Raw genomic sequence first — 21301 nt, 5'->3', positions numbered from 1 at the left:
CGGACGACGGGGCGGAGCGCAGCACGGATAGCTGCTTCAGCTTTCCTGAGGAAAGAAGAACCGGCGCATTTCTTCACCAATGCGGCTGGGGCGGAGCGTTTCGGCATCCACACAGCACCAGCTCGATTCGATTTCGGCGAGCACTTCCTCGCCCCGCTGGATCACGGTGCGATAGAACGCTCGCGCGCCAGCGTATTTTTCCAGCACGGTGTTGGCAAACACATCGTCTTCCAGAAAAGCTGGCTTGCGGTAGGTAATTTCGTGCTTCAGCGCGACCCACAGCTTGCTCGCAACTGCGTCGGGCGGGGCAAGTTTGTTCCAGTGCGCCAACACGGCATCCTGAACCCAGTTCAGATAGCGCGCATTGTTCACATGGCCCATGAAGTCGATATCTTCGGGCAGGACCTGGATCGGGAATTTAAAAGGTGTTGCTGACATGAGTGTAAGTTAGGCGCTGATACATTACCTTTCCATGACCCGGTATTTGCATGGCCCGGATAATCTTGCGCCTGTTGCCCAAAGGTCGCAAAACGCACCCATCATGGCAAGCAAACCACGCACGCTTTACGAAAAGATATGGGATGCCCACGTCGTCGAACGGCGGGAGGACGGAACCTGTCTCGTCTATATCGACCGCCATCTGGTGCACGAAGTGACCAGCCCGCAGGCGTTCGAGGCCTTGCGGATGGCGGGCCGCAGCGTCCGCCGCCCGGACCTGACGCTGGCGGTACCCGACCACAACCTGCCCACCACAGCAAGGGTGGATGCCAACGGCGCACGCCTGCCGATTGCCGATCGGCAAAGCGCGCAGCAACTGGCCGCCTTGGAAAAAAATGCGCCCGATTTCGGCATTCGCTACATCGATTCGACCGACGCCCAGCAGGGGATCGTCCATGTGGTCGGGCCGGAACAGGGGTTTTCGCTTCCGGGCACAACCATCGTCTGCGGCGATTCGCATACCTCGGCGCATGGTGGGATCGGCGCGCTCGCCTTCGGTATTGGCACAAGCGAAGTGGAACACGTACTCGCCACGCAGACACTGCTACTTACACCCTCGAAAACGATGGCGGTTGAGGTTTCGGGCGAACTTGGTCCAGGCATTACGCCCAAAGATCTGATCCTACATATCATCGGGGTGGTCGGCACGGCAGGCGGCACCGGGCAGGTGATCGAATTTCGCGGCCCGGTGTTCGAGGCGATGAGCGTGGAAGGCCGGCTGACCGTCTGCAACATGAGCATCGAAGCGGGTGCACGGGCCGGCCTTATTGCGCCTGACGATACGACTTTCTCATATCTTGAGGGTCGCCCGATGGCACCGCGAGGCAGCGATTGGGACAATGCCGTGGCTTGGTGGCGCACGCTCGCCACGGATGTTGGCGCACGATTCGACCGCACCGTGCGTATCGACGCGAGCGAAATTGCACCGACGGTTACCTGGGGCACAAGTCCCGAAGATACGGTCGCGATTGGCGGCATTGTGCCCGACCCTGCCGGTTTCTCCGACCCTTCCAAGCAGGAGGCGGCAGCCAAAAGCTTGGCCTATATGGATCTTGCTCCCGGAACCCCGATGCAGGACGTCGCCATCGAAAACGTGTTCATCGGCAGCTGCACGAACAGCCGGATCGAAGATCTGCGGGCCGCTGCCGACATTTTGCGCGGACGCCGTAAGGCGGACGGAGTCAAATGGGCGATTGCGGTGCCCGGCTCCGGCCTGGTCAAACGACAGGCGGAGGCGGAGGGGCTGGACCGAGTCTTCACCGATGCAGGCTTCGAATGGCGCGAACCGGGCTGTTCCGCCTGCCTCGGCATGAACCCCGACAAGGTGCCACCCGGCGAACGTTGCGCCAGCACCAGCAACCGCAATTTCGTCGGCCGGCAGGGTCCCGGTGCACGGACGCATTTGATGAGCCCGGCAATGGCAGCGGCAGCGGCGGTAACCGGACACTTGACCGATGTGCGGGAGCTTGCGACGCCTTCGTCCGTTGATACCCCGTTCCATCCCAACCCGCACGAGTCCTCCCCATGACCAAGCTTCCCAAACATTCCGGACCGGCCGCCATCGCCGGTGCAATCGGGTCCGCCGCAATCGCAGCTGCGCTGCTCTATGCGAGCAAACGGCGCGCAAAGAACAAGCCGCAGCAACCCGGCCCCATCCCTTCGGGCGAGAAGCCGGAAACCGATTGATGGAAGCGGTCGTCGGTGTCGAAGGGCGCGCCATCCCCTACGGCGCGAAGAACGTCGATACCGATGTGATAATCCCCGCGCGCTGGCTCAAGACCATTTCCCGCGAAGGTCTGGGCGAAGGTGCGTTCGAAACCGTGCGCGCGGTTCCGGGCAATGTGTTCGACGAGGAGCGCTATCGGGGCGCACCGATTTTGATCGCAGGCGACAATTTCGGCTGTGGGTCCAGCCGCGAACACGCCGCATGGGCGTTGCTCGACATGGGTATCCGCGCTGTCATTGCGCCCAGCTTCTCTGATATTTTCAGCGGCAACGCCTTCAAGAACGGCATACTTGCGATCGCCTTGCCGCAAAGCCAGATCGATCGGCTGCTGGAGGTTGCACTAACGGAGACCGTCGCCATCGACCTAGAAAGCCAGACCGTCACCACGCCATTCCAGGACCGGTTCGCTTTCGACATCGACCCGTTCCGCAAACAATGCCTGATGGAAGGTCTCGATGAGATCGGCCTGACCTTGGCGCGCGACGCCGCCATATCCACTTACGAAACCTCCCGCCTGCGCGACATGGCGTGGCTCGACAAAGGAACCCGCACGCAATGCCAAGCACCATGAAAGCCCTCCTGAGCAAATCCGTCGGCGGCCCCGAAACGCTGGTCGTCGAAGAAATCGAAGCGCCAGCGCCCGGCAAGGGAGAGGTTCTGGTTAAGGTCGCCGCCTGCGCGATTAATTTCCCCGACACGCTGATCATCCGCGACCTTTACCAGATGAAGCCGGAGCGTCCTTTCTCCCCCGGCGGAGAAATTGCTGGCACCGTTGAATCCGTGGGCGAAGGCGTGTCGGACTGGCAAGCCGGCGACCGCGTTCTGGCAGGAATTGGTGCCGGCGGCCTGCGCGAAAAAGTTATCGTCAATGTAGCGCAGCTGTTCCGCGTGCCCGACGGCATCAACCTGCCCGAAGCAAGCGCCCTGCTGATGACGTACGGCACCACCATCCATGGGCTGAAGGATCGCGGCGACATTGCGGAAGGCGATACCATGCTGGTGCTTGGCGCGGCGGGCGGCGTCGGCCTTTCCGCTGTGGAACTGGGCAAGGCCTATGGCGCGCGCGTTGTGGCGGCGGTGTCGTCTGAGGAAAAAGCCGACGTTGCGCGCAAGGCAGGCGCCGACGACGTGGTGATTTATCCCCGGGCGCCGTTCGACAAGGAAACCTCCAAGAAAGTCGCCGGCATGTTCAAGGAGGCGGTCGGCCCCGGCGGTGCCGATATCGTTTACGATATCGTTGGCGGCGACTATTCCGAACCGGCCCTGCGCTCCATCGCATGGGAAGGCCGGTTTCTGGTAATCGGCTTCCCCGCGGGCATTGCGAAGCTGCCGCTCAACCTGACGCTGCTCAAGAGCTGCGATGTGCGCGGAGTGTTCTGGGGAGCGTTTGCCGCGCGCGAACCAGCCCGCAATGCCGCCAACATCCAGGAATTGTTCGACCTGTGGCAGGCCGGAAAGATCAAGCCGCAGATCAGCGAAACCTATCCCCTCGACCGCGCTGCCGATGCTATCGCCAAGCTGGAAAATCGCGAAGCTACGGGCAAGCTGGTAGTGGTGATGGATAGCTGATCGCCGCGAACCATACGATGCTGGGAATTACCGTCTGCTTGTCGTAAGCCATCGCGAAGAATACATACGGTATAGCGCCGAAACACAGGAACATGACCGATGACCAATTTCAAAGACCGGGAACGCGGTGAAGAAGCCAAATACGCGATGGACGAGGAAACCGCTTTCAAGGTTGCCGCACGCCGCAACCGGCTTCTGGGTGAATGGGCAGCCGGTCTGATGGAACTGACGCCCGAAGAAACCGACGCTTACAAGAAAGCGGTCGTGCAGGCTGATTTCGAAGAAGCCGGCGATGAGGACGTTATTCGCAAACTGCTGGGCGACCTGACCGCGGCGGAATGCGACGTTTCCGAAGACGATATCCGCGAGAAGCTGGCCGAAAAAACCGTCGAGGCGCGCCGCCAGTTGATGGAAGACAACTGATACGATGCCCATGTCTGCAACCGAAATCGAAGGTATGATCCGGGCCGGTATCCCCGATGCCACAGTCGAAATGACCGATCTGGCGGGCGATAACGATCATTGGCAGGCCCGCGTAACCTCGCCGGCATTCGCCGGCAAAAGCCGCGTCCAGCAGCACAAGATGGTGTATGACGCGCTGGGCGGAAAGATGGGCGGCACGCTGCACGCCTTGCAACTGACCACCGCCCTTCCCAGCTAAAGACCAATAGCAATTACCCGGGACCAACCGATGGCAGACGCAAACAATCGCATATCCGAAACCGTCAAAGCGAATGACGTGGTTCTGTTTATGAAAGGCACGCCGCTGTTCCCCCAATGCGGGTTCTCCAGCCGGGCCGTCGCAATCCTCGATCATTGCGGTTGCGCTTATGAAAGTGTGGACGTGTTGCAGGATATGGAAATTCGCCAAGGCATCAAGACTTACTCCGAATGGCCCACCATCCCCCAGCTGTACGTCAAAGGCGAATTCGTAGGCGGAAGCGATATCATGATGGAAATGTTCGAAGCAGGTGAGTTGCAGGAGCTAATGGTGGAAAAGAAGGTAGCTACCACCTCCTAGTTCCGGTCCTGCAGGCGCCGACCTTTGCGCCTGCTTGGCCCTTCATATGGACCCAGGAAGTTCCTCAAAGCGACGCGATCTAGTGGCGGTTGTCTAACGATAACCTGCACTCGTATCTACGAACGTTTTTGAAATATCTGCGCTCGCATCAATACGGCTCAGGAATCACAAGATACCAAGAAGCGAAAAACCCGCATCCCCGGGTAGTGGGAAGCGGGCTTTTCTTTCGTCGGGGAGGTGCGCCGGGGGAGACCAGGATGGCGCGCCTCTTTAAGAAGACTTTCGGGTGCCAGACATGATGCATTTCCCGTGCCAGTTTTGGTGATCGGCATGATTGCGGGGAATACGATGGTTAACGTGCGTTAATTAGCTGCAGAACTGTAAACCGATCCGACACGACCTCGATCCCATCATACCGCTTGGCAAAAGGCGCGGCTCTCTGCACGGTAGGATAATGGCAGATATTCCGGACGATCAGACCGTCAACGCGGCGGGAATTCCTGCCGCAACCGTAGTGGTGTTTCGCAACGCAGCGCAGCCCGGCCCGCCCGAAATCCTGATGGTGATACGGTCCAGACAACTACGTTTCGCAGGAGGAGCCACCGTGTTTCCCGGCGGCCGTGTCGATCCGGCGGATTACGCATTGGCGGACAACCTAGGCCACGATCTCGACCGTGACGAAGCTGCGCACCGAATTGCGGCCATACGCGAAACTTTGGAGGAAACCGGACTTGCGATCGGAATGAAGGAGCCCGTTTCCGCATCGCAGGCATCTAAGGCGCGCGCCATGGCGTTATCTTGCGGTGCGCTGGCACCGGTACTGGACGCGATGGGATGGACGGCGCAGCTTGACACCGTGGTGCCGTTCGCGCGCTGGTTTCCCAAGAACGAGAAGCTTTCCCGGGTGTTCGACACACGCTTCTACCTTCACGATCTGGGTACCGGCGCTGTCGATCTGACGGTCGATGAAACGGAAAACACGCGGCTTTTCTGGACTACCGCAGCAGGCGCGCTGGAAGCAGCAGATCGCGGCGACATCGACATAATTTATCCAACCAGACGGAATCTGGAACGCCTTGCGCAATTCCCCAATTTCAGTGCCGCACGCGCGCAGGCTGAAGCGATTCCCGTACGCACCATCATCCCGTTCCAGACCGAAGAACACGGTGCGCGGTGGATCCGGATTGCGAATGATGCGGGCTATCCAGTGACCGGCGAACGGATCGACAGCGCCCGCCGCGAATAGCGCTCCCCGACACAGCAGAGAACAGCCCCGTAGGTACATGATTACCACGATAGAACGATGTGCGGTTGCATTAGAAATGCGCCCCGATCCAGGATGATCGTAGATTTGCAATCGGGTGAGTTGCAGAAGCGTGCACCTATCGGGGCGCGAATTCGCAACCTCTGCACCTACAAGTTTTCAAGCGTGGCACGTCCCACCCGAGCCGGAGACCCGTCGGAAACGTCATAAAATCTGAATTATCGCAGAAACTTTGCAACTGCGGTTTGCCGGCAGAAGCCGGCCGGGCCCAGATAGGGGACACCGGAAACCAATGCGTCCTCATAGGCTTTGTGGACGCTGACGTTTCGTCGCAAGCCAAGTTCAGCCGAGGTAATGTGTCGTCTGCCAAGCTCGAGAACACGCTGAATTGGTAGAGACTTGGCGCGCTGCCCTTTTTGGGTTGGAACATCCGCGAAGATGTCTGTCACCTCTCTGGGACCGATATTGAGTATCTCGCTCGCGTCAGCCTTGGAGATCAGTTGCGATGGCGCAACCTTGGGCACTGGGATTTTCGTCGTTTTCAACCCTTCGATCATCGACAGATCACGCTTCCTGACAAGGATACGTCGAACCAGTGCCTGCGAGCCTGCCTTGATCCGGAATGGAAGGGAGCCACTGATCAGCATACTGAAGATCGCGCCCCACGGCTTAACACGTCCCCCGATCACTTTAACGGCCGTGAACAGGGGAATAAGCCCGTCGTCTGTTATGAGAACGGCGGCTTGGTCGAGAAGATCGAGTAACTCATCTCTCGATGCGTTTGTGGTTTGTGGAATACCATACCTCGCCAGGAAGAAGGGATGGTGGAGCAGTTCGAGATGCCCCAGCTCAACCAATTGCTCGACGCCGTTGCGCGAGATCCCCAGTTTCCACGCGAGAGAATCAATGCCCAAACGCGAAGCTATGTCCTTCGCTATTGCCTCGATTTCGTGCCGGTCAAACATCGGCTGAAGTCTGCCTTGGTCGTCGAGGACGAGTTTGACGCTTATGATCCCATCGCGGCGCAATTGTGCGACTTCGGAAGTTCCGATCCCAAGAATCTTGGCGACTCTTTTTATCGGAAGGATAGCCTTGGCGATGCCTTCCGCTTTTTCCCCTTTCAGATCGAACTGGTTGCGGAGATCGCCGATAATCCTGGTGATTTTTTCAGAGACGTCGTTTGAATGACCCGTCTTTAAGAAACGGCTCGTCTCTCCTCGGTTGCCGTCTCGATGCCTTCCCGCCCGTTCCGCAACCTTTGTCACAACGAAATTTGAAAATCCGTCGGGCCAAGCTTTCATGATACGCCAGCTTGTGGCCACAGCTTTTGCAAGCTCCAGCGGATTTGCTTGGTGGAGACGGTATCGAAAAGGCCAAAGCGATGGATTGGCTACAGGCAGAAGGCGAAGTAGGAGATCGATTGCCACCTGACCCTCGTCCTCTGCAATCGCGATGGGAAGCGAGGAAAGAGCTTCGCCACGCTTCTCCGGGCTAAAGAGGTTCGCGATGGGACGCAGCTGCGCGAGAAGATCGGACGGAATTTTCGATGACTTCGAATGTGTTAGATCGGCGATGCAGAACTCACAAGTTTCGATCCCGAGAGTGTGCCTCCATCCCAGGTCTCCGCCGGGACATTCCGCATTCCCGCAGTGATCAATGAGCATCTGACCGGTCTCGAGGCAGCAGGGAAACAGGCGGATATTCCAAAGCGCTCGGTGATAGGATGCGGTTCGAAGCGATGCGGGTGCGAACCGGCGACGTTTTTTCTCGATCAAGGTTGTTGGGAGGATCAATCCGTTGATCATCGTGAAGCGGCGGTTTCCGACGCCTGGCCCGATGTTCGGCATGGCTCGCATGAGCAATTCTTTGGGATCGACTTCCATCTCCGCCGCTAGGGCGCGGATATCCTTCTCCTCTGCCGCAGCTGCAGTCTGGACATGTCCCCATTCGACGCCGGCTACGCGAGTGACGTCAAGCATCCGCTCGATCCATGCGCTCGCTGCCCAACGCGCTACCGCACCGTTGAAAGACTCGTCTTTGTAGAAGCGAAACTCTTCGTCGCCGAAGTTGGACGACATCAGTGCTCGCCCTCGTCGTCTACGGCCTTAGAACTCGCAAATCCCGGTGTGTCCTGGTCAGCGGACTCATCGTCTCCGTTTTTTGAGAAAGGGTTATACCCAATGCGCCTGTTCGCAACGGCCCAGTCATCTACGGCATCCGACAAATCCTGTCGGGTGATGATCCTTTGTCCCTCGCGGGTGATAGCAATGACAGCCGTCTCTATGATACGGCTGAACTGGCCAATGAGTCCGTTGGAAGCTTCGAGCAGCAGTTGAGCTGTCTCTTCGTCGCCGAAGCCGGATTTAATGTCCGTAATGTCAGCATCGACCAGTGCTTGGTCGAAGGCATCAGCAAACTCCATAAATTCAACGCTGTCAGTGAGCCAGTTGAGGCTCGGCATCCTGACTGGCGCGTCCAGCCTGTTTTCGAGGTCAGCGCAGGATGCGAAAACCTGTTCGGCTTCGGTTTTGCCTAGGAGGGCGCAGGCGCAATCACCTTCATCAACTATGTCGAGAATCTTCCCGGCGATTACAGGACTGATCGTTGGACGACGACCTGTGCGCTGGAATTCGTCAAGGATGAGAAGGCAGACACCCTTGCTTCGAATGGTCTGCCTCGCACGATCCCAGCGCTTTTCTCCGGAAAGACTATACGGACGTTTCGCACCGCAGCCTCGGAGGATATCTGCAGCCAGCGAGCCGACGGTGCCATCCGTATCGACTTTGGTGTAAACGACAGGAACGGTCCCGGGTCCCGCTTCCAGGCTTGCCAGTTTTTTCCGAACGTAATGCTTTGCTCCCGAACTCTTGCCTGAAAAGCTAACATTGAGGATCGGCACTATCGCTTGCTGGAGGCCAGCATCCCGTAGTTCGACCGCGCCGCACAATGCCTCGTCAAGCGCGTCTTCTAGATCGAGCTGCGCGGCAAACGGAAGGTGGATAGAGCGAACTGCGAGACGACGTATCGCTATCAGCTTGTGCAGTTTTGATCTGGCGTCCCTGTCGGCGCCCCTCGACGCGGTGTCCGCAATGGCGTCCTCGTCGTGGTCCGGATCGTCCCTGTAGTCTTCATTTGTGTCTTTGGTCATGGTCATGTCCTGGTAGACCCCGCCCGCTTGCGCGGGCGGGGTAAGGGTTCAGCCGCGAGCCCGGCGACGGCGATTGGGCGAAGCACTCCGATCCTGCCGCGAGGATTCCTGGCGCGCATTGCCCTGCCCCGACCTGCGACGATCATGACGAGCTTTCCGCTGCTTCGGCAGCCCGGACTTGTCCGGCCTGTCTGCGAGGATCTCTGCGTCGAGGTTGGTCAGCGCTGACACGTCGTGCGAGATAAAGTCGTCGGTGGTGACGGTCTTCGAATAGTCGGTGTCCAGGCTGACGAGGTTACCGGTGATGGCCCGCACGCGCGGGATATCGTAGAGCTGCGCCAGCGTCTGCCGTTCCCTGGCACGAGCGCCCGGTGCGATGGCGCGGATGGCCTCGATCCGCCGCGCACGGGCGGCGAGCCGCTCGGCTTCGGTGTTGAAGCCGCGAGGCGCAACTTCCGCGTTCATTTCGGACAGACGACGCAGACCGGTTTCGCTTTCCGAGCTTTCAGCGTCGTCCTGCTTCTTCTTCGAGCGCTTGGGCGCGGTCGATTCCGCCGGAGCGGTGGCCTCGCGCTTTGCGAGCTCCACCAGGTCTTTGTGGAACCAGAGCGGCATGCCGTCCGCGTAGGTCTCATCCTGGCATCTCAGCTCGACGTAGCTCCGCGTGGTTTTGTCCCACGCATGGATGACGGCGATATTCTCGGGATCGAATTTGATCTTCGTGTGGACGACCGCGTCCACCCGTGCCTGGCGGCGGGGTTCGAAGCGGAGATTGTTGTCGATCAGACGTGCGCAACCCTCTTGAGAATAGTAGCGCAGTCCGTCGAAGATCCGAACGCCGCTCTTGGTCACCTTGACGTTGAGCTTGGAATCGTAGGTCTCGAGAGTGAAGCGACGCACATCACCCATCACATCGATGCCGTGCTTATTGGCCGATCGCTGAAAGACGAGCGCCGGCTGCTGGTCATTGATGCCATCGTGCGGTTCGGTGTGATATTCGGCGATCGCCTTGTTCGCGAGCGCTTCCATCTCGTTCGGTGTCGCGATGGCCAGTTCCTCGCCATCGTGTTCCGTGCGCCGGTTATAGTCGATGGTCATCGAATGTCCGGGCAGGTTCTCCAGCATCTTCTCCTGGATGGTCTTAATGCCCCGCTCACCGATGGCCCGGTAGCGCGGACGCCTCACCGAGCAGAAACGGACCGAGAACGAGCCGCTCTTAGCTGCATCCTCGAGGCCATGCCCGGTGAATTCAGCGGCATTGTCTAGTATCAGCTCTCCCGGCTTTCCGCAGATCCGCTTCAGGATCGGGTAACGCTCCGCATCGGCCGGGGGCGGCTTCTTGGGGAGGTTCATCCGGCGCAGGGTTTCGCAGACTGTCCAGTAGCTCGGCGGCCGGAAAGTGATGACCCATGCGAGGATGGCGCGGCTGTGAACGTCGAACGCGAACGTAATCCACGGGCGCCCTCCCACAATGTCGCGCTCCGGATCAACGATGAGGAAAGCATCGAGCCGGGTATGATCGATGATCACTTTCTCGAGGATGCGACCGGCCGTGAGCGGCCTGCCACCACCACGCATGGTGTTTTCCATGGCCTTCTCGCCATCCGCGGCCTTTACGGTCTCGGAACCTTCCAACTTGATGCAGTCCCGCCGGAAGGTGTCGTAACTGAAGATCGGATAGGGCTTCTCCGGCTTGGGATAGAGCGCCGACTTCCCCTCGTTGACCTCCTTCAGTTCCGTGGCCGCTCTCGCGTAGATGACAGTCATCGGACCACGAGACGACTTACGTTCGAGCGCGTGCTTCATCCGGATTTCGAGCGGCACGTCATCGTCATGCGGCGAACGGGGCACCTTGCCTCCGAGACGCACGAGCAGATGCGGCGGCCGATTTCCCGGCTCTCCCCGCTCGGCACGCCAGCGTTTGATTGTTGCTGGCAGATCGTGATTGCCGAATTTTTCGCACAACTTGGGGGTCCAGAGCGTCTTGAGCGCCTTTTCGATCGCGCCGACCCCGTTCTTCACGCCGTTCTCGTCGAGCAGCGTCACCTGCGTAATCGTCTTGCGGATACCTGGGTCGATCGCCTCGAGATCGGTCATATCCCATTCGGCTTTCGCGGCCAGTGCGCGCGACGTGACCATGTTCTCCGGCAGAACAATCTCCAGACGCCCTTCGCGCAGGAGATCGTCGTAATGGTCCTCGGTAGGGAGGGCAGTGCCGACCTTTGCATCGGGAACCAAAAAGGGCTGACCGGTATGGCAGTCGAGCATGGCGAGACGACCGGGGATGGGTCGCGTCGGCTTCTGATGCGGACGTCCGTCGATATTAATGATCGTGCCTACCGGGAGGTTGTAAGGCGGAAGCTGGCTGTTCATGGGGATGCTGGACATTCGTCTTCTCCTTCTGAAGAGGACGTGCGCTGGCCTTCGGCCAACCGCAGGCACGGTCCCGGTTATGCCGGGCCTGCGATCCCGGAAGGGGAGACCCTCGTGTTCTCCCTATTTCGTGATGCTCACCGCCGCTTCGGCGGAGATACGCAGGTCATTCGAGCTGGTATCCGACAATCTTGCGGGACCAGGTATCCACTGCGACCGTGAGATGCGGCCTGCGAGGATGCCTTCCGTTATCGAGGACCAGGACATTCGGCCTAATCTTCGTGACCGTGATCACGGGCTGGACTGACCGGTCCCTTTCGCAGTGCGCGGCATGCTTCATCTCTTCTCTTCTCTAATGCATCTTCAAGGGGGTGCGGTTGGTCAGGAATTCGCGCAGGTCGATCTCGACCCGGCGACGAACCGTAAGGCCCTGGATGATGGCCGCGCCGCGCGCGGGGCAGTTCGGTTCGATGATGTTCGCGAGTTCGCCGTAGGTGGTCTGTGTTCCGTTTCGCAGTGCGAAGTCCTCGAACCGTCGCATGTGCTCCGGACCAATGCTTACGAACCGACGCGAGGCAAAGAGTTCGACATTGTCGCAGTGGTGTCGATTGATGGCGATCTCGTCTGCCATCACCAGCCGGAAACGCCAGCCGATCCGCCGACAGATCTCACGCACGCCCGCGAGCTTGAGGCGGTAGCGCGGATCTTCGAGCTGCCGCTCATCCTTCTTGATTTCCCACAACTCATCAGGGGCATTGAACCGACTGACTTGGATATCGGCATACCATTCGAACCATTCATCGCCGATCGGGAAACGCACGAGACACGGTTCGCTTTGCGCCCACTCGACTGAAAAATCGCATTCGAGCGCCATCAGAGCCTGGCGTTGCGTCTCGCCCTCCCAGTGCTGAAGGCGCCTCTGCTTGAAGCTTGGCCACCATCCATTTTCGTGCGCTCGGTTACCTGAGAAAGTCCGCAGTGACCCACCATTGTGTTCCACGATCATCTCTCCCATGCTGACGACGCGTTCGTCGCACCGCAGCGTGCCCTCCATTTCCGAGACGAGGAGAGAGCGGTCGGGAGCAATTGAGCTATCGCGAAGCTCTTGATCCAGCTCGAGCCCGCGCACTGCCTTTTGAGACAGTGGTATATGGATCCTATCTGGGCGGGTGGCGGGAGAAGACATCATCGGCTGTCTCAAGATCCGCTTGGCCTGGCATGCTGGACACCCGGATACGCGCGAGGCCGCCACGCCGGGGCCCGGCCGACCGAGCGTGCAAGGCGAATGTGGCGATCACGCAGATGTCGGACGCAGCGAGTGTTGGCGATCTGATCTCGGTCGGCCCGCCCATTAGCGTCGATCGGTTCTTCGCCAATCGTTTTGGCGTCCTTTGTGATTTCACTCTCCTTCGTGGAGCGACGGTCTCGAATGTCGAGGTAATCGGAATGATCACGATCCATAACGAAGGCTCCTCGCGTTGAGCTGACGGACAAGAGAATAGACCGTCGCCCGGTCCATCGCTGGATCATCCCAGCATTCGGTGGAAAGCCATGCGATGATGTCGAGGAGGACTTCGCGTTCTTCGGGAGCCAGGGTCGCACCATTCTCGCTGAGGCCATTCGTCTCAATCGCCCTGCCCCCAGATGCAATCAGACGCTGCTCGGTGACCCTCAGGCTCCGAGGTGAGCTTTCTGAAGCGGACGACATCATTCTTGCACCAGACAAACGAGCCAACATTTTCACGCTCCTAAAACTAGACATCGCGCTAGTTATGGATGCGGCTCGGAAAAGTCAATGCGATAATACTAGACGCCCTGTCGATTGATGGTTAACCTTTGCTCATGTCGAAATTGAACGATGCCGATGGGAGAACCGCAAAACTGCTTCAGGCGCTCTGGCCCGATGGAATGCCAGAGAGGGATCGCGTCATTTTCGAGGGTCTTCTGCCGGATCGTCGTGCGGCGGTGATTGCAAGACTAGATGCGGTTTGGCGGGCCGAGAACGGAGAACCTCTCGCACCACTTGCCAAAGGGATCGGGCTCAAGAGAGCTGCCTTCTACAATCTGAGGCAGGCATGGCAGGAGCGGTCACTCGAGGGGATCATCCCGAATGCGCTGCGTAAGCCCCGAAGGATGAAGATTGCTCTGGACTCCCCGCTTCGTGCCTTAGCTCGGTCACTGATCATCGAAGATGGGATGACGAGCCGCAATCTCGATATCGCCCGCCGTCTGGCAGATGATCCATTGGGGATCGCGGAAATCTTCGGCCGAACAGAACAAATCCGCCTACAATCAGCGGAGCGGCTCGTTCGTCACGAGCGACGGGCCTTGTCACGAGAACCAGATTATCTGCGCAATAATTTCTCGAGACGTTTGGTTATCGACATGACCGCCGTCTCGATACTCCTGGAGGGCAACAGTCAGCTTGCTGTCGTTGCGGTGGTGCTAGATGCGGGGAGCGGACTAGTGCTCGGAAGCGCGCTGAACCGCCTTGAGACTGCCGTTGAAATAGAACGCGCGGCTGTCGAGGAAGCCCGCCGGTTCATCGCGCGCAGTCAGGTCGACAAGACCCTAGGGACCGGATCGGCTTGCGATCTCGACATAATGCTCCCCACGATGGCAACGGAACCGGAAGATTTTGGAGAACTTCGCGAAGTCACTCGCAAGCTCGATGTCCGTCGGCCCGGCACCTACGGCTTTGGTCAGGAGCTTGTTCAACTGATCGGCCCCCGTATGGGGCGCTTGCCGCTCGCTCCGCGTAAAACGCTGTCGATCGATGCCGACCCGGCCGCGCTGCGCCGCAAAGTTGTGGAGTTGGAGCCCTCCCAGGCCGGCGCCTATTGGGATCGAGAGGTTCTCCGACATAACGAGCCTATTCTAAATGCGCTGGCCGCCGCGAATATCTTGGGGCTTGGGGTTCCCGAAGGTCGGATGACTGCTGTCCTGTCGGCCGTCGACGGACTTCTTCTTGGATCCTGATATTTCACATGCGAGCTAGCCGATGGAGGTTCTGGTGCAGCTGGGTCAGACGCTGCCTCTCGCCATCAGTGAAGATCTCGGCATCTCGCTCAATTCCCAGTCGGCTTGAAACGAGCTTCTCGCCTTCGTCTGGGGTGAGCGGATCAAACGCTGATTGCCCCCGCATTCTCCTACGTTCGCCTTCGACCTCGACCAGACGGGGTCTGAAGGTGATCCCATTGGTCAACCGACCGAAGATCGCCGCTGTGCAACGTCCGTGACCATAAGGTCCCGGTCGATATGGCGAAACGGCGAAGCCTGCCTGATCCAGAGACCCGCACAGATCGTCCCAGTTTTCGTCCGCAGTCTTCGGGATAGCGATACGTGCCGTATAATCCTTGCTCGACGCCTTTAGCGATGGGCCAATGCATTGGAGGATTACCCTCGCGACATCAGCGCTGGTTGGCTTGCCTTCGGAGAGGGTCAAACCGCACAGTTGCGCCCTGCTCGTCTGAAATATCATCGTGGCCGTCGGTCTTGATACGACATCACCGCGAAAAGCGATCGGCAGGTCGAGCACGGTGTGCTCCACGATAAGGTCGCCAAGCGCGGTGATCTGTGAAGGCAGCTGTGCAGCGCTGTTGGCGATGACGTAACGCTTGATCCTTCCGGCACCGGGGAGTTTGACATCGTCCTTCGCGCCCCTTTTCATTGCCGCCTTCACAATCTCGTCGGGCACGCTGTTCGGCATTTCTGAGATTGTCTTGTCAATCAGCTTCACCTGATTTGGATGGAGATCGACGATCCGTTTGCGTGGGCGCGATTGTCCGGACAGATGCTGTGGATCGCGAAGGTTCCTCCATGCCTTCGCCAGATTATAGAATTGCGCGGTCCCTATACCCAGGCTTTGCGCAAGTGTCTCTGCGCTTGCGCGTCCTGGCTTGCTCTCAAACTGCCTGATCGCCTCTATTCGTTGGCTTACGACCGAACGCAGTTCTGGCGGAATGCCGGACAGATCGACGTCCTCATCCTTTTTCTTGTTCATGTTTTGTTTCTTTCTTGGCTATAGCGCATTGATCGCGAGGAAATTCGAAGGTCATTGATTGGACTGAGCGGTCCGGTAAGAAGTTCGGATGTCGGGACTTCTTCTGTTCGCGGCCGCAATCATCCCCGGTGGGCAGGCCTTCGTGTGCACACCCGAAGCTGTGTAGGATGGCGACGGGCCGGTATGGTGCGCAGAGGGTCCACGGGTCCGCTTGGCGGGCATTGCTGCACGAGAGCTGGATGGATCATGTTCCGATGGTCACCCCTGCCCCGACGCTAGCGGGATCACGGCGCGAGATGCGTTGGTCCAGCTACTTGGCCGTCCTGTCGGCGTCGGGCGCCATGGCCATATTCTGATCGCTGGTCCCGCGCTGCGATGTGTTTCGACTGGTTCTGCTGGTGGCGACCGAACAGGCGCATGGTGTGTCTCGCCAAAGTCTGGCGACTTATCCTGCGCTATGGTTCGTGGTGGCTGGGCCGCTCGTTGGAACCATTATTGGGGGAAGCACCAATGTCGCTGAGGGACTGGGGCGATCGACAAGACGACGGGCGCAGTTGGCTTATCCGGCTCGAATTCGGGCTCGCCGCCTTCCTTTCGATTGGCTCGCTAATGATCGTCATTGTCTCGGCGGTTTGGCCGATCATCGCTTCGGCGCATCCTGGGGGTCTAGGCGCCGATGGTTGTCATAATGATCGCAAGACCGGTGGGCGGCATTGCCATCGCGGTCCTGCACCTCAAGCGCGCGAGCGACAGCCAGTAGAGGGAAACGTATATTACGCGAATTGCGCTGCCGCTCGGGCTGCGGGTGCTGCTCCGGTTAAGCGAGGCGATCCAGGCTATGCTTCACACCTCGATAGAGACGGTGACGGTATCGGGTGTGAGTAAATGATGCGGAGGGTCGAATGAAGGGTCTATGGCGCAAAATCGGTGAGCGCCTGTCTTCAGACAGTGGATCAGCGCCGGAGCCAAGAACCTCATTGCCAACGAACGCGACATTAACCGTTTCCCGTCGGGTTCAGATGTAGGCCACGGATCGCCCCATGAATAGGCTGGATAATTTTCTTGGGCTATAAATAAGATGATAAATATGGGCTTGGGTCGTCACTCCGTGCGAAGTCACTCTTAGCGCGCTCCACACATAATCGAACTCGGCTGTCCGGAAGCTTAGTCGGGCTATATACAAGCTTCGGCATCGCTCGCAGCGCCTCGCCTTTCGCCTATAGCGCCAAAGTCCATTCACCTTCTCGTATACGGCTTTGTCCGTCGACATCCCGGGTAAGTCAATCAAGCCCGATTGCCGTTTCAGTCGTAGATATCGCCTTGGGAATATGAGCCACTGACGAAGTCGTTCGGGTAATGTGAAATCTACTGGCGGCACTTCTGCCAGCAAACCCGCCCAGAGTGCACCTTAGCGACAAGCGAACATTGAAACAGTCAATGCTTGGCTCGCTTTACCCCGTCGGAATTTGCCAATTTCAGAACGAGATTAGTCGGCTGCCTATTCCGGAAAAACCTCATGTTTGCGGTCAAGCCAGATCAGGTAAAAAATCGAGTTTTCTATGACGCCGTGGATGCGCGCGGCGTTGCTCTTGTCTACTCGAACCTCGTGCATGCGAAAGTCTTTCGCAACGCTAACCGGGCGAGAGAAGCGTTTCGGGATTTTCGATCCCTTGCGATGGGGCGAGCAGAGGCTTGAATTGCGAAATTGCGTGACCGTCATGTCACGCATTTTCTCGATCGCACCAACGAGGCTTTTAAGGTCGGATGGCCCCCAGCTGGAAAGACACTCCGTTTCGGATCGGTAGTGCGCGAAGCTCAGCGATACCCCGACATCATCTTTCGTTGTTCCAAGCCTCGATCGGGGTGCCGCTTGGTCCGTGCGCAAGCCGCTGGTGTTTCCTTTACGCGGCATCCCTAAGCTTCTTCTTGTAGAACGCTTTCATCGCCTTTTTGCTGATCACTTTCTCGCTGGGAGCCAGTGGCGCCAGACCCTCGCGTGCCTCATGCCAGGGTCCACCCGGCTCTTTCGCAAGCTCGTCAAGCTTGAAAGGCATATAGCAGCCGTAATCTCGCTGGATGCATTCCAACATTTCCAGTTTGCTGCCTGTGATAGCGCGGCTGTTCTCGATGTCCGGCAGGCTAGCTGCATCCATGTGTTCGAAACGTTCGTATACTGAAGGGACGACTGGGCCCGTGCCCCAGGCCTCGAAATCCTCCTCGAACATCTCGTGTCCGGTGTTCGCCAAATACCAGGCTTGTGCAAAATAGAGCATTCGCTGGACGATATCGGTGGTGATAATGTCACCCATCCGTCTGTCGATCCGATTGATAAACCAGTCTGCGACATCGTGGGCATCGATCTTACGGGCCATATCTTCCATCTCTTTGTTTTCCTTTCCAAGATGAACTTCAATCCCGAAATTTCCGTAAAACAGCCCTTGGTTTTTCGACTATCAAGCTTGGGCTTCATCCGCTCGCCAAGACACTTCATAGCGAGAAGGCTGAGACACCTGACTCACCTCGCACCAAGAAGATGCTGCGATCCATTGGGGCAGTGTGCGTGTCATCGTCCGGGGGTAACGAATGGCTATTCGCGTCGTGCTGTCTCGGCTCGCAGAAGCACTGGTATGTGCTAGATGGCGCACATGGCAGTTTACTTCATTTTGGAGGAGAACGACGCTGATTGGCGAATGAAGATCGGTCGATCATGCGACCCGCAGGCTCGCGGTCGCGCCTTGCAAACCGGAAACTCCCGGCCATTAAAATTGGTCGGTTGGATAAACGACGGATCCGACACCGTGACCGAGGCTCGTCTGCATGCCAAGTATGCTCGGGCCAATGTTAAGAGAGCAGACGACGTCGCGGCACGGGAATGGTTCTACCTGGAACCGGCCGATATTCTTTCGGATCTCATAGATGCGGGGCGATTTGGTTTTGTTGCCAAGAACGCAGATGCATTCGAGATTGTCGGCTATGATCGCGATGCAGTCCCGGAATATGTCGGCGTCTGGGATTGGGCTAACTTGGAAATCGACGAATGCTGCCCGTTCTGCGGATGCTTTTGCGGGATGCATTTCCAGGAGGCGTCATGGATGTATCACTGTCCAAATTGTGACACTCTGACCGATTTTGAAGGAGGTGGTATCGCTTGATGCAGAGAAAAATGCGGGCTCCGTAAATTAGCGGAATGATAGAACAGCGAAATTGCTTAAGACTGAGGTGCTGGAACCTCGACCGCGGTATCTGTAGAAGCACCCTCAACTGGCGTGGTCGTAGCTGTCGCCGAAGCATTCTCGGCCTCTTGGGGGTTTTGATCGGCCTCTACCGTCTCTTTACTCACCCAACTCATCGCAAAAAACATAGTCAAAATAGCAATGACGCCCAGCGCTGAGGCACCCCACAGTGCTCTTTCGGCAGTCTTGGCAGGATTGCTAACGAGCGCGTCATAATCGCTTGTTGGCAGAAAACGATAGAGGCGCGGCTGCCAGGCTTTACGGACATTTTGTTGTAGCCGAGTAAGTAATGCCCCTGACAAAATGGTGATAGCTACATAGGTCGCCGCAAGGCCGAGCACTATTTTCAAAAAATCAGGATTTACGTTACTGGATAGTCGCACCGCAATCATGCCGACACCGACCGCCAGAGCTCCCGCAACAGCAGTTATGATCTGGCGGGTGCCGTCAGCGGTTTTTGCAGTGTCTTCGGATATTGCCTTCCGAAGGTCGCTAAGCGCCTTGAGAGCATCGCCGCTCATACCTGCAAGCTGCATTTGGTAAGCCGTTTTCGCACCCGCGAGAGCGTCGGCTATATTTTCTTTGAGAAAAATCTCCGTGGCATCCTCGCCTCCTCTCGAGCGCGCCAATTCCGTTGCCAAAAGAATGTGTCTCATCTCAGCTTCACGTTCTAACTCGAAGACCCAGTCGACTGCTGCTTGCAACGACAGGAAACCCTTGATTGTGAGATTTGTGAGTATCTCTGCTGCTTCTGATGGCACACTGAGATCGAGCCGAGGCGGACCGCTGAAGCGCAAGATCTGTCGCTCGCCATCAAGTTCTGTCGGCAATGCCAGCATGAGTTTGAGGGCTGCGAGATTGGCCCAAGAAGCTGCAGCGCTATCGTCAGTCGGAAAGTCGTCTGGTTCAGTTAGCAGCCACCGATTCATGCTCTCCGGAACTTGGCGCACTATCGTAGCCTCTCGAACCAAGCGACGCGGAGCTCTCGTTTCGAGTTTTTCGTTAGGCTCTAGGCTTGCGCTATCCCATGGCTCGAAAGCAACGGCATAAGTGCGAAACGCCGTCTTCAAGGCACCAATTTGCCAGACACGACGATCGTCGCCGCGGCTCAGCCAGTCCATAAAGCCTGCACATGAAACGAGCCTCAAAACGTCGGTCGTTGTGCCCGGCTTATTGATGACGAGAGTGTAAGGAGCATATTCCGGAGTGAGTTGATCGGGCGACCATACATTTTCATGCTTATCCTGGATGGTTATGCCCCATCCAATTGCGTCACATAGCCCTAGGAGCCCCTTCGTCTCTGCCAAAGGGGCATCCGATACTGTAATGACATCTTCGGCTTCGGTTACAAAATAACCGGCTGCATCGAGAGCGTCGAGCTTAGTTGCGAGATCCGAGACGGACAATGTCATCCTCCTCGATACGACGAGTAGTAATGGTTATGATTTCTCCCCCGTCAACTCTTTCCTGCCGATCCACGTTGGTCTGCCCAACTCTGTCCGGATAAGTCACCGAAACACCCTCTGCCGTTTTCAATCGACGCAATGCAGGCGCTTGCAAGAGTTCGCGAACAGGAGGGAATTCAAGCCCCTCTAGCTTGGCAACCCGAACTTTTCGACGGACGCAATTTTGTATCTTCCCGACAGTCCTCTCTTCTTCCGGATGGCCGGCCGCGGCGAGAACGGCCTCCTGAACTGCCGCCTCATCGATTCTGTTTCGCGTTCCCAACATGGTCTTCACCTGCCTGAACGCTAACGCCACGTCGCGATTTGGGAGCAATTCCCGCAACTCCTTAAGTGCGTCGCTTACCGCACGAACTGCCTTCTCTGTGAGCTGGCGGTTGTCTCGCACCCTCCTGACATGCAAATAATTGGCGAAATAGTCACCAATTTCCGGGGCCTGCTTCATCCGATCTCTAGCCGCCAAGGTTTGTTCGGCGACACCGTCAATTGTGCGGATCAGCGCAAATTTTTGAATTGCCCTTTTATCAGCCACGAATGCTTGCACTATCAGGCGAAGCAAGTTCACCCCGTCTTGGTTGCGCTGTTCGATCGCCTCTTCGTAGTCGTATTTGATAAGGCAATAAATGCGCACAGTTGGATCATCGGTTCTAAGTTCGAAGATAAAAAATGCCCCATCACGACTACTGCCCGGATGGAGACGTGCGAAATCGCGGGAAAGTGCCTGACCGCCCTCTTCGAAAGTATCCTCCTCTTTAGCCATTCGCTCAATTTGTGCCTTGGTCTGCGAACCGTCCTCGAAAGCAAAGACTGCAGCTACATCGGCCTCACGGATACGTTCGATGAAGAACTCTTCATGCTCGACTTCACGGGCAGGTTCGGGGCGAAATTCATCATCGCCCACGACATGCAAGATCATGCTTTCGATGCGCAGCGATGCGGCATCTTCATCTGTTATGAACGACAAACGATTCCCCTAAATGTCTATACTGCTTCGCGTATAGCC

Annotated in this window: 21 protein-coding genes; 11 read left to right on the top strand and 10 right to left on the bottom strand. The window is 57.7% G+C overall.

Features of this window, described 5'->3' with window-relative positions; genetic code table 11:
• Positions 1–36: 36 nt before the first annotated feature.
• Positions 37–438, bottom strand: coding sequence for an acyl-CoA thioesterase (locus HME9302_RS02985; protein WP_115365783.1), 402 nt, complete (start codon positions 436–438; stop codon positions 37–39).
• Between the two features lie 103 nt (positions 439–541).
• Here HME9302_RS02985 and leuC point away from each other — a divergent pair, with 103 nt between their 5' ends.
• The 8 genes from leuC (at position 542) to HME9302_RS02945 (ending at position 6060) form a co-directional block, all read left to right on the top strand.
• Positions 542–2026: a 3-isopropylmalate dehydratase large subunit gene (gene leuC / locus HME9302_RS02980; protein ID WP_115367428.1), complete on the top strand. Its 1485-nt coding sequence runs from the start codon at positions 542–544 to the stop codon at positions 2024–2026.
• Positions 2023–2184: an isopropylmalate isomerase gene (locus HME9302_RS02975; RefSeq protein ID WP_115365782.1), complete on the top strand. Its 162-nt coding sequence runs from the start codon at positions 2023–2025 to the stop codon at positions 2182–2184. The genes leuC and HME9302_RS02975 overlap by 4 nt, the downstream gene beginning before the upstream one ends.
• The gene (gene leuD / locus HME9302_RS02970; RefSeq protein WP_181815663.1) at positions 2184–2795 is read left to right on the top strand and encodes a 3-isopropylmalate dehydratase small subunit; all 612 of its coding nucleotides are present in this window, start codon (positions 2184–2186) and stop codon (positions 2793–2795) included. Before HME9302_RS02975 ends, leuD begins: the two co-directional genes overlap by 1 nt.
• Positions 2792–3793, top strand: a complete 1002-nt coding sequence (locus HME9302_RS02965; protein WP_115365780.1) for an NADPH:quinone oxidoreductase family protein — start codon at positions 2792–2794, stop codon at positions 3791–3793. Before leuD ends, HME9302_RS02965 begins: the two co-directional genes overlap by 4 nt.
• Before the next feature lie 99 nt (positions 3794–3892).
• On the top strand, positions 3893–4216 hold the full coding sequence (locus HME9302_RS02960) for a DUF1476 domain-containing protein (RefSeq protein ID WP_115365779.1): 324 nt from the start codon (positions 3893–3895) through the stop codon (positions 4214–4216).
• A gap of 4 nt (positions 4217–4220) precedes the next feature.
• The gene (locus HME9302_RS02955) at positions 4221–4454 is read left to right on the top strand and encodes a BolA family protein (RefSeq protein ID WP_115365778.1); all 234 of its coding nucleotides are present in this window, start codon (positions 4221–4223) and stop codon (positions 4452–4454) included.
• Positions 4455–4484: 30 nt separating this feature from the next.
• Positions 4485–4814 (top strand): Grx4 family monothiol glutaredoxin, encoded by a 330-nt coding sequence (gene grxD / locus HME9302_RS02950; protein WP_115365777.1) that lies wholly within the window; start codon positions 4485–4487, stop codon positions 4812–4814.
• A gap of 454 nt (positions 4815–5268) precedes the next feature.
• Positions 5269–6060, top strand: coding sequence for an NUDIX hydrolase (locus HME9302_RS02945; RefSeq protein ID WP_115365776.1), 792 nt, complete (start codon positions 5269–5271; stop codon positions 6058–6060).
• Between the two features lie 236 nt (positions 6061–6296).
• Here HME9302_RS02945 and HME9302_RS02940 read toward each other — a convergent pair whose 3' ends face one another.
• The 4 genes from HME9302_RS02940 to HME9302_RS02925 all read right to left on the bottom strand — a co-directional run bounded on the left by HME9302_RS02940 (position 6297) and on the right by HME9302_RS02925 (position 12728).
• A complete protein-coding gene (locus tag HME9302_RS02940) occupies positions 6297–8156 on the bottom strand; it encodes a hypothetical protein (RefSeq protein ID WP_115365775.1) in 1860 nt (619 codons plus the stop codon).
• Positions 8156–9226: a TniB family NTP-binding protein gene (locus HME9302_RS02935; RefSeq protein ID WP_181815662.1), complete on the bottom strand. Its 1071-nt coding sequence runs from the start codon at positions 9224–9226 to the stop codon at positions 8156–8158. The genes HME9302_RS02940 and HME9302_RS02935 overlap by 1 nt, the downstream gene beginning before the upstream one ends.
• A 48-nt stretch (positions 9227–9274) precedes the next feature.
• Positions 9275–11614 (bottom strand): integrase catalytic domain-containing protein, encoded by a 2340-nt coding sequence (locus tag HME9302_RS02930; protein ID WP_115365773.1) that lies wholly within the window; start codon positions 11612–11614, stop codon positions 9275–9277.
• A gap of 337 nt (positions 11615–11951) precedes the next feature.
• On the bottom strand, positions 11952–12728 hold the full coding sequence (locus HME9302_RS02925) for a PDDEXK family nuclease (RefSeq protein ID WP_147270756.1): 777 nt from the start codon (positions 12726–12728) through the stop codon (positions 11952–11954).
• A 713-nt stretch (positions 12729–13441) separates the two neighbouring features.
• Here HME9302_RS02925 and HME9302_RS02915 point away from each other — a divergent pair.
• A complete protein-coding gene (locus tag HME9302_RS02915; protein WP_115365770.1) occupies positions 13442–14578 on the top strand; it encodes a hypothetical protein in 1137 nt (378 codons plus the stop codon).
• Between the two features lie 4 nt (positions 14579–14582).
• On the opposite strand, the gene HME9302_RS02910 is transcribed toward HME9302_RS02915, so the two are convergent.
• Positions 14583–15602, bottom strand: a complete 1020-nt coding sequence (locus HME9302_RS02910) for a hypothetical protein (RefSeq protein WP_115365769.1) — start codon at positions 15600–15602, stop codon at positions 14583–14585.
• A 375-nt stretch (positions 15603–15977) separates the two neighbouring features.
• Here HME9302_RS02910 and HME9302_RS13545 point away from each other — a divergent pair, with 375 nt between their 5' ends.
• Positions 15978–16487: an excalibur calcium-binding domain-containing protein gene (locus HME9302_RS13545; RefSeq protein ID WP_407641307.1), complete on the top strand. Its 510-nt coding sequence runs from the start codon at positions 15978–15980 to the stop codon at positions 16485–16487.
• A gap of 613 nt (positions 16488–17100) precedes the next feature.
• Here the strand turns inward: HME9302_RS13545 and HME9302_RS02895 are convergent.
• A complete protein-coding gene (locus tag HME9302_RS02895; protein ID WP_115365768.1) occupies positions 17101–17514 on the bottom strand; it encodes an MAG6450 family protein in 414 nt (137 codons plus the stop codon).
• Positions 17504–17983, bottom strand: a complete 480-nt coding sequence (locus HME9302_RS02890; RefSeq protein WP_115365767.1) for a Panacea domain-containing protein — start codon at positions 17981–17983, stop codon at positions 17504–17506. Before HME9302_RS02890 ends, HME9302_RS02895 begins: the two co-directional genes overlap by 11 nt.
• Before the next feature lie 264 nt (positions 17984–18247).
• Between HME9302_RS02890 and HME9302_RS02885 the strand changes: the two genes are divergently transcribed.
• Positions 18248–18754 carry a GIY-YIG nuclease family protein gene (locus HME9302_RS02885; protein ID WP_115367426.1) on the top strand — a complete coding sequence of 169 codons (507 nt, stop codon included), beginning with the start codon at positions 18248–18250 and terminating at the stop codon, positions 18752–18754.
• 56 nt (positions 18755–18810) lie between these two features.
• On the opposite strand, the gene HME9302_RS02880 is transcribed toward HME9302_RS02885, so the two are convergent.
• Entirely contained in the window at positions 18811–20241 is a 1431-nt protein-coding gene (locus HME9302_RS02880; protein WP_147270754.1) for a hypothetical protein, read from the bottom strand.
• Positions 20216–21262: a nucleoid-associated protein gene (locus tag HME9302_RS02875; protein ID WP_115365765.1), complete on the bottom strand. Its 1047-nt coding sequence runs from the start codon at positions 21260–21262 to the stop codon at positions 20216–20218. The genes HME9302_RS02880 and HME9302_RS02875 overlap by 26 nt, the downstream gene beginning before the upstream one ends.
• Positions 21263–21301: the final 39 nt, after the last annotated feature.

It is taken from the genome of Alteripontixanthobacter maritimus, from assembly GCF_003340475.1.
Lineage (GTDB): Bacteria > Pseudomonadota > Alphaproteobacteria > Sphingomonadales > Sphingomonadaceae > Alteripontixanthobacter > Alteripontixanthobacter maritimus.
Note: the sequence above shows the minus strand (reverse complement) of the source record. Positions and strands in the feature narration are given on the sequence as shown.

Excerpts from the sequence above, each read along its gene's own strand:
- HME9302_RS02985 (WP_115365783.1), bottom strand. The coding sequence starts at position 438 with ATGTCAGCAACACCTTTTAAATTCCCGATCCAGGTCCTGCCCGAAGAT.
- leuD (WP_181815663.1), top strand. The coding sequence starts at position 2,184 with ATGGAAGCGGTCGTCGGTGTCGAAGGGCGCGCCATCCCCTACGGCGCG.
- leuC (WP_115367428.1), top strand. The coding sequence starts at position 542 with ATGGCAAGCAAACCACGCACGCTTTACGAAAAGATATGGGATGCCCAC.
- grxD (WP_115365777.1), top strand. The coding sequence starts at position 4,485 with ATGGCAGACGCAAACAATCGCATATCCGAAACCGTCAAAGCGAATGAC.
- HME9302_RS02955 (WP_115365778.1), top strand. The coding sequence starts at position 4,221 with ATGCCCATGTCTGCAACCGAAATCGAAGGTATGATCCGGGCCGGTATC.
- HME9302_RS02885 (WP_115367426.1), top strand. The coding sequence starts at position 18,248 with ATGGCAGTTTACTTCATTTTGGAGGAGAACGACGCTGATTGGCGAATG.
- HME9302_RS02945 (WP_115365776.1), top strand. The coding sequence starts at position 5,269 with ATGGCAGATATTCCGGACGATCAGACCGTCAACGCGGCGGGAATTCCT.
- HME9302_RS02890 (WP_115365767.1), bottom strand. The coding sequence starts at position 17,983 with ATGGAAGATATGGCCCGTAAGATCGATGCCCACGATGTCGCAGACTGG.
- HME9302_RS02940 (WP_115365775.1), bottom strand. The coding sequence starts at position 8,156 with ATGTCGTCCAACTTCGGCGACGAAGAGTTTCGCTTCTACAAAGACGAG.
- HME9302_RS02895 (WP_115365768.1), bottom strand. The coding sequence starts at position 17,514 with ATGCCGCGTAAAGGAAACACCAGCGGCTTGCGCACGGACCAAGCGGCA.
- HME9302_RS13545 (WP_407641307.1), top strand. The coding sequence starts at position 15,978 with ATGTGTTTCGACTGGTTCTGCTGGTGGCGACCGAACAGGCGCATGGTG.
- HME9302_RS02965 (WP_115365780.1), top strand. The coding sequence starts at position 2,792 with ATGAAAGCCCTCCTGAGCAAATCCGTCGGCGGCCCCGAAACGCTGGTC.
- HME9302_RS02910 (WP_115365769.1), bottom strand. The coding sequence starts at position 15,602 with ATGAACAAGAAAAAGGATGAGGACGTCGATCTGTCCGGCATTCCGCCA.
- HME9302_RS02930 (WP_115365773.1), bottom strand. The coding sequence starts at position 11,614 with ATGTCCAGCATCCCCATGAACAGCCAGCTTCCGCCTTACAACCTCCCG.
- HME9302_RS02975 (WP_115365782.1), top strand. The coding sequence starts at position 2,023 with ATGACCAAGCTTCCCAAACATTCCGGACCGGCCGCCATCGCCGGTGCA.
- HME9302_RS02935 (WP_181815662.1), bottom strand. The coding sequence starts at position 9,226 with ATGACCAAAGACACAAATGAAGACTACAGGGACGATCCGGACCACGAC.
- HME9302_RS02915 (WP_115365770.1), top strand. The coding sequence starts at position 13,442 with ATGTCGAAATTGAACGATGCCGATGGGAGAACCGCAAAACTGCTTCAG.
- HME9302_RS02960 (WP_115365779.1), top strand. The coding sequence starts at position 3,893 with ATGACCAATTTCAAAGACCGGGAACGCGGTGAAGAAGCCAAATACGCG.